This is a genomic window from Sutterella sp. (assembly GCF_052272535.1).
In the GTDB taxonomy this organism is placed as follows: domain Bacteria; phylum Pseudomonadota; class Gammaproteobacteria; order Burkholderiales; family Burkholderiaceae_F; genus Sutterella.
On the sequence record NZ_DAVZJY010000139.1, the window covers coordinates 1 to 6,372 of the forward strand.

A 6,372-nucleotide genomic window follows, 5' to 3' on the forward strand; every position below is an offset into this window, starting at 1 on the left:
CCCGTTCCGGAAGCCCGCGGAAGACGCGCTCCCTTGACGGGCGGCGGACGGGCGCCCCGGCCCCGCGCCCGGCCGCGATCCCGCGGGCCCTTTAGAATGGCCGGCATCATGAAGAAGACGCTCATTCTTGCCTCGAGCTCGCGCTACCGCCGCGAGCTCCTCGACCGTCTCGGCCTCTCCTACTCCGCGGAAAGCCCCGACGTGGACGAATCCTCGCTTCCCGGTGAAACGCCGCGGGAGACGGCCCTGCGCCTCGCGGAAATGAAGGCGCGCGCCGTCTGGGAGAAGCACCCGGGCGCCGTCGTGATCGGCTCGGACCAGACGGCGAACCTTGACGGGAAGAAGCTCGGCAAGCCCCACACGCGCGGGCGCGCCGTCGAGCAGCTCCTCGCGATGCAGGGCAGAACCGTAATCTTCGCCACGGCCCTCTGCGTGATCGACGCCGAGGGCAGAGCCGAGAAGCTCGAGAGCCTCACGACCGTGAAGATGCGGCCCCTCACGCGTGAGACGATCGAAGCCTACGTGGACCGCGAGGAGCCCTACGACTGCGCGGGCTCGGCGAAGATCGAGAAGCTCGGCATCGCCCTCATGGACGCCGTCGAGTCCGACGACCCGACCTCCTTGATCGGCCTGCCGCTCATGAAGCTCACGACGCTCCTCGCGAAGGCGGGGATCGAGGTGCTCCCGGGACTCTTCTCCGCGCAGACGCCGCAGGACTGACGCCTCCATTAATTCACTTCTGAAATACGCGACGATGTCCGGAACGCTCTACCTTCTCCCCTGTCCGATCAGCGAAACGCCGCCCGCGCAGACGCTTCCCGCCGCGACCCTCGCGACGGCGCGCCGCCTCACGCGCTTCTTCGTCGAGGCCGCCCGCACCGCGCGCGCGACCTTGAAGAGCATGGAGCATCCCGCTCCCATTGCGTCGCTCGCAATCGAGGAGATCGGCCACGACCCGGCGCCCGAGAAAATCGACGCCTGGCTCGCCCCCGTCCTCGCGGGCGAGGACGCCGGCATCCTCTCGGAGTCGGGCTGCCCCGGGATCGCCGACCCCGGCGCGCAGATCGCCGCGCGCGCCCATGAGCTCGGAATCCGCGTGGTGCCGCTCACGGGCCCGAGTTCGCTTCTTCTCGCGCTCATGGCGTCGGGTCTTGACGGGCAGCGCTTCCGCTTTCTCGGCTACCTCCCGGTGCACGAGGAGGAGCGCCGCGCGGCGCTCCTCGACGCCGAGAACCGGAGCGCCGCAAGTGAAACGCAGCTCGTGATCGAGACGCCCTACCGCAACACGACGTTTCTCGCCGCGCTCCTTGAAACCCTCTCCCCCGCGACGCGCCTCACCATCGCGCTCGACGTCACGGGCCCGGCGGAGCGGATCGAAACGCACCGGGTGGAGGAATGGCGCCGTCTCCCGCTCGCCGCGCGCACGCTCCCGAAGACCCCCTGCGTCTTCCTCTTCCTCGCGCCCCCGAAGAAGGGGGAGGCGCCCCGCTACGCGCCGCAGAACGCGCGCCGCAAGGGCGAAGGAAAGCCGCAGGGCGCGCCCGGCCGCAGGCGTGAGGTCCGCCATTCCGGCGGCTCCGGCAACGCGGGCGGCCGCCGGTCCCGCTCCTGACGGAGGAAGTCTCAAGCATGATCGCCCAACAGCTGATCGACTTCGCGAAGACCCCCGAGGGCCTCATCATCCTCGCGGTGGCGGCGTTCGTGCTCGTCACCTTCGCCATCACGGCCCTCATCTTCATCGTCGCGGGTTTCCTGCGCCGCCGCTTCAGAAAACCCCTGGCCGACGCGACCGGCGATGCGGCCGATCCGCTCGCGGCCGCTCCGGCGCCGGACGCCGAACCGACGGACGATGCCCGCGACCCGCTCGAGAGCTTCGACCGCCGGTCCCTCAAAGCCCAGAAGGCGCCGATCGCGCTCGCACGTCTGCGGGCGCTGGGGCCCGACATCACCCGCGCCTCGGAGCCGCACTTCACTGAAGAGCCTGCGCCCGAGCCCGTCGTCGCCGGGCGCACCGAACCCGTCATCGCCGCACCTTCCGCTCCCGTTGCCGAGGCTCCCGCTGCCGCTCCCGCCTCCGCCCCTCCCGTAGACGCCGTCTCGGGCGCCGCTCCCATCGTGCCCCCTGTGCAGCACGTGCAGCCGCAGCAGCCCCCGCAGCGCACCGAACCTCCCGTCGTGGTGCTCGTGCAGCCCCCGCCCGCCGTCACGCCCATCGAGGCGGGGGCGGTCCCCGTGCAGCTCGACGCCGCGTACGCCGCAGCGCAGGCGCCGAACGTTCAGAGACTGCAGCAAACCGCACCGGTTCAACCCGCAGCAGCCCTCCATCCTGCTGCGGCGCCCGCCTTCAGCCGTCCCCCGGCGCCCAATCCCTTTGCGAACGCCGAAATCCTCCTCACGCTCCCCTTTGAGCGCCGTCCCGGGCTCGCGATGGCCCACGCCGACCTCTGCGGCGCGGCGGTCGAGGCGGTCTTCTTCGACCCCGAACCCGTCTCGCACTGGGACGAGGACGCGCTGCGGCTCGTGCCATTTCTTCCCGCCGGCGCGGCGCGCCTTCTCGTCACCGAATCCGACCGCGAGACCTTCCACGCAGGGGCGCTCCATGCGCAGCCCGACGGCGTGCTCGAACTCCCCGGCGGCCTCATCGCGCTCGAGTACAAGTCCAAGGGCGGGAGGCTCGAAGACCCGCTGCGCTGGGCCGAAGCCCTGCGCACCAAGGACGTGCTGCAGACCGTTTTGAACGCCCTCGCGCTCTCGGCCGAATCCGGGCGTCCGGCCGCGCCGGTGCTGCGCACCCAGAACGCCGTCTTCTTCATTCGTCCGACCCCCGCATTGAAGCGCGTCCTCATTGAGAATCTCGCCGTCGCCGAGGCCTTCCTCACGACGTCGAGCGAAGGCACCGCCTCCGGCGGCGTCAGCGCCTCGGACTACGCCGAGCTCCTGACGCCCGCCGTCCACAAGCTCTTTCCCCGGCCCGAGGGGGCGGCCTCGGCCTACGGTCGTGCGGCGCACGAAGCGCTTCTCAAGCGCCGCTGACGGCAGCGTGCAGGAGGTGCAGCCATGGCGCTTCACTACGACTTCGCCGACTTGAGGCTCCTGCTCGTGCTGCTGCGCACGAAGAGCCTCTCGGCCGCCGCGGACGAAATGCACCTCACGGTGTCGGCGCTTTCGCTGCGCCTCAAGCACCTCGAGGAAACCTTCGGCATGAAGCTCTTCGAGCGCACCGGGAAGGGCCTCCTGCAGACGCCCGCCTGCACGGTGCTCGCCCGCGAAGCGGCGAATGTGCTCGCGCAGACGTCGCGCCTCGAGGCGGCGCTCGCCCCCTACCTCGGCGGCGACGCGCCCCTGCGGATCTACGCCAACAGCACCGGACTCGAAAACTTCCTCTGCCCGCTCATGGGGCGCTTTCTCGCGCTTCATCCGCAACTGCGCTGCAGTCTCTCACAGCAGCGCAGCTCCCTCATCCCGCAGGCGATCCTCACGGGCGAGGCGGACCTCGGACTCGTGGGCGGCGAGCAGGCGCTTCCCGGCAGCGCGCCGGCCGGCGTCAAGATTATTCCGTACTTCATGGACCACCACGTTCTCGTCTGCCGCCCGGACCATCCGCTCGCCGGCAGACCGGACGTCACCTTCGCCGAAACGCTCCGCTACCGGTACGTCTCGCTGGTCGAGACGGCGCCGATGACTGTGGCGATGAAGGAGCGCGCCCTTGCCGTCGGCGCGAAGTTCGAGCCCGTACTCGAGGCGCCGGGCTTTTCTCTCCTCATCCGCCTCGTGCGCGAAGCGGATCTCGTCGCCGTAGTCCCTCATTCGTCCGTCGCCGGCCGCACCGACGTCGCCTGCTGCCGCCTCACCGACAGCTGGGCCGCGCGTCCGCTCTCCTTCGTTCTTCCCGCGGCGCGCACGCCTCTGCCGCAGGCGCAGACCTTTCTCGACTTTGCCTTTTCGCCCGAAGGGCTCGCCCTTCGTCCGGCTCAAGCCGGTTGACCCCGCTCTCCGGCCCGGCGGCCCGAGCTTCCTGAGCCGTTGAGCCCTGCTTGAAGCTCGTTTCAGAACTCTTCAAAGCACACCTCACAACGGAAGCGGATACTGTCGTCATCCGGTCTACGCCCGTTGGCGCCGCCGAAAATCATTCAAGCGAAAAGGAAGATTCATTATGAAGCACACTCTCGTCGCCGCCGCCCTTGCGACGCTCTTCGGCACGGCCTTTGCGGCCGGCAACGCTCCCGACGCCGTCGTGATCGGCGCGGGCGGTGCGGGCCTCACGGCCGCCGTCACCCTCACGGACCTCGGCCGCCACGTCGTCGTGCTCGAGAAGATGCCGATGTTGGGCGGCAACACCGTGCGCGCCGAAGGCGGCATCAACGCGGCCGAGACGCCTCAGCAGAAGAAGGCCGGCATTCCCGACACGATCGAGCAGTTCTACAAGGACACGATGAAGGGCGGCCACAACATCAACGATCCGGCGCTCGTTCATACGCTCACCGCCCACGCCAAGGACGCGGTCGCCTGGCTCGAATCCCTCGGCGCCGACCTCCAGACGGTCGGTCGTGCGGGCGGCGCCACCTATGCCCGCGCGCACCGTCCGACGGACGGCTCCGCGATCGGCCCTGAAGTGATCCGCGTCCTCTGGAAGGCGACGAAGGACCGCAACATCGACGTGCGCACGCAGAGCCGCGCCGATGAGCTCATCACCGACAAGTCCGGCGCTGTTGCGGGCGTCAAGGTGAGCACGAAGGACGGCAAGACCTACACGCTCGACACCAAGGCCGTGGTGCTCGCCACGGGCGGCTTCGGCGCCAATCAGGACCTCCTCGTGAAGTATCAGCCCAAGCTCAAGGGCTACGCCACGACGAATCAGCCGGGCGCCACGGGCGACGGCATCCTCCTCGCTGAGAAGGCGGGCGCCGCTCTCGTCGACATGACGAAGATCCAGGCGCACCCGACCGCCGCGCCGAACGGCACGCTCATCTCCGAATCCGTCCGCGGTGACGGCGCGATCCTCGTGAACGCCGAAGGCAAGCGCTTCACGAACGAGCTGCTCACCCGCGACGTGGTCTCCGCCAACGAATTGAAGCAGCCCGGCAAGTTCGCCTGGATTGTTTGGGACGAAGCCACCCGCAAGACCGCCAAGCTGATCGACTCCTACAAGAAGCTCGGCCTCACGGTTGAGGGCAACACCGTCGCCGAACTCGCTCGTGCGATGAACGTCCCGGCCGACGCCCTCGAAGCGACGATGGCGAAGTACGCCGCCGACCAGAAGGCCGGCAAGGACACTGCTTTCGGTCGTCCCGACATGCCGCAGCCCCTCACCACCGCGCCCTTCTACGCCGTGAAGGTGCAGCCGGCCGTCCACCACACGATGGGCGGCGTGAAGATCGATACGAAGGCCGAGGTCCTCAACGCCTCGGGCAAGGCGATCCCGGGTCTCTTCGCCGCGGGTGAAGTGACGGGCGGCGTGCACGGCGGCAACCGCCTCGGCGGCAACGCTCAGGCCGACATCGTCACCTTCGGCCGCATCGCCGGTCAGAGCGCCGACGCTTACCTGAATACGGTGAAGTAATCGCTCACCTCCAGAGCACCCTCCTTGTGCTTCGAAAGGCCGCTCCCGTTCGTTGACGGGGGCGGCCTTTTCATTCTTCTCACCTCGCCCGGGCTGCATCCTGAGCGACATCCGCATGCCGGCGATGAGCGGGCTCGAACTTCAGGGCGAGCTCATGCGGCGCGGGATCATGCTCCCGGTCATCTTCATCACCGGTCACGGCGACATCGAGATGGTCGTGAACGCCATCCAGGCGGGCGCCTGCGACTTCCTCGTGAAGCCTGTGAAGGAGGCGCGGCTCTTCGCGTCGCTCGAGAAGGCGCTCGCCCAGACGAAGAAGCCCGAGGAGACGCACCGGCATCGGCGAGCGCACGGTGCAGGGCCATCGCAGGCGGATCTACCAGAAGATGGGCCTCAACTCCACGGAGCTACTCAAAGCGAACATCCCGCTCGAATGGCTCTGAGCGCGGCGGGAGCGCCGCCGTCAGAGGCGGCTCCCTTTGACGGCAAGTCGACCGGTCGAATTTCCCGACGGCTTGCCGGCCCGCGACGATCTCTGTGTTTCGTCGCATTGTCGTCAAAAGATCATTCTGTTTCCTGTATGTCATGCTCTCTGCGCGAGCACTTAGATGCATTCCGAATTGATGCATAGGCCAAGGATCTGATCAGACGTCGGAAGGAAAACCTTACGCACCCTAGGAATCAACAGTCTGAAGAAAGCGCCTTCCAATGCCTTGACCGTCATGGGACGTCACTTTTCCGTCGACTTCGGTAAAATGCGAGGGAGTCCGACAAGGTGTGTCGTGAGATACTCCGTCTTCCGTGACGGAGTT

6 protein-coding genes are annotated in these 6,372 nt (G+C 68.1%); all 6 read left to right on the forward strand.

Annotated elements, in window-relative coordinates:
* Nucleotides 1–108 precede the first annotated feature (108 nt).
* Nucleotides 109–720 carry a Maf family protein gene (locus ACT6Y9_RS07640; RefSeq protein ID WP_443744092.1) on the forward strand — a complete coding sequence of 204 codons (612 nt, stop codon included), beginning with the start codon at nt 109–111 and terminating at the stop codon, nt 718–720.
* A gap of 34 nt (nt 721–754) precedes the next feature.
* The gene (locus tag ACT6Y9_RS07645; RefSeq protein ID WP_443744093.1) at nt 755–1,612 is read left to right on the forward strand and encodes an SAM-dependent methyltransferase; all 858 of its coding nucleotides are present in this window, start codon (nt 755–757) and stop codon (nt 1,610–1,612) included.
* A gap of 17 nt (nt 1,613–1,629) precedes the next feature.
* Entirely contained in the window at nt 1,630–3,033 is a 1,404-nt protein-coding gene (locus ACT6Y9_RS07650; RefSeq protein WP_443744094.1) for a hypothetical protein, read from the forward strand.
* Between the two features lie 24 nt (nt 3,034–3,057).
* A complete protein-coding gene (locus ACT6Y9_RS07655) occupies nt 3,058–3,984 on the forward strand; it encodes a LysR family transcriptional regulator (protein ID WP_443744095.1) in 927 nt (308 codons plus the stop codon).
* A 169-nt stretch (nt 3,985–4,153) separates the two neighbouring features.
* Complete coding sequence (locus tag ACT6Y9_RS07660; protein WP_443744096.1) at nt 4,154–5,560, forward strand: flavocytochrome c; 1,407 nt, start codon at nt 4,154–4,156, stop codon at nt 5,558–5,560.
* 52 nt (nt 5,561–5,612) lie between these two features.
* Nucleotides 5,613–6,191 (forward strand): response regulator transcription factor, encoded by a 579-nt coding sequence (locus ACT6Y9_RS07665; protein WP_443744097.1) that lies wholly within the window; start codon nt 5,613–5,615, stop codon nt 6,189–6,191.
* Nucleotides 6,192–6,372 lie beyond the last annotated feature (181 nt).